The following is a 919-nucleotide window of genomic DNA, read 5'->3' on the forward strand; positions in this document are numbered from 1 at the left end:
TAGGGCTGGGGTCATCGTACGGGTCGCCCTCGGGGGTCCCGGCCTGTCACCCGGACAGGGGGTGAAAGAACGATTGCAATGTATCTTTGTCATCAAGTAACTTAGCGGTCAATCGAGTTCGGCGGACCACCAGCCGGACCCTCCCCCTTCAGCATCAGCCCGCCCCACCCGATCAGGAGTCCTGCCATGTCGACCCACACCGCCAAGTCCAAGCGCGTCCGCTTCGCTCCCCTCGCCATCGCGACGAGCATCGCCGCCGCCGCTCTCCTCTCCGTCTCGATGTCCGGCACCCTGTCCGGCTTCGTCGCGAGCATCTCCAACACCGGCAACACCGCCGCCTCCGGCTCGCTCGTCATGGAGGAGAAGTCGACCGGTGCTAGCCCCATCACCTGCCTCAGCACCGACGGCGGCTCGATCAGCACCAACACCGCGACCTGCGCGACCATCAACAAGTTCGGCGGATCGACCACGATGGTCCCCGGCCAGACCGTCACCACCGCGATCACGCTGAAGAACACCGGCACCGTCGCCGCCAACACCTTCACGCTGACCCCCGGCGCCACCTGCTCGCAGAGCAACAACGTCGCGGCCGGCGCCTCCGGCTCCGCCACCGACTTCTGCGGCAAGCTCAACGTCGTGATCACCTCCGGCGGGACCACCGTCTTCACGGGCACCGCCGCGACCCTCGCCGGCTCCGCCGTCAAGACCCTCAACACCGCCCCGGTCACCCCCGGCACCTCCACCCCCTTCTCCATCGCCGTGACCCTCGACTCGTCGGCCACCAACGCCTACCAGGGCCTGTCCGCCTCGCTCCCGCTCACCTGGACCTTCGCGAGCTGATCCCCTCCCCACCCGGCCCGGAGCGCCCCCGCGCGACGGGCCGGGGGAGGAGCATCCCGCAGCGCTCCTCCTGCACGGC

Annotated in this window: 1 protein-coding gene; it reads left to right on the forward strand. The window is 69.0% G+C overall.

Features of this window, described 5'->3' with window-relative positions:
• The first annotated feature begins 186 nt into the window (after positions 1-186).
• Complete coding sequence (locus C5C82_RS17125; protein ID WP_104234050.1) at positions 187-840, forward strand: hypothetical protein; 654 nt, start codon at positions 187-189, stop codon at positions 838-840.
• Positions 841-919 lie beyond the last annotated feature (79 nt).

Origin of the sequence: Rathayibacter sp. AY1D5, from assembly GCF_002932515.1 — a bacterium.
Lineage (GTDB): Bacteria > Actinomycetota > Actinomycetes > Actinomycetales > Microbacteriaceae > Rathayibacter.

What these genes read in the sequence shown, in the direction of transcription:
- C5C82_RS17125 (WP_104234050.1), top strand. Translation starts at nt 187, where the DNA reads ATGTCGACCCACACCGCCAAGTCCAAGCGCGTCCGCTTCGCTCCCCTC.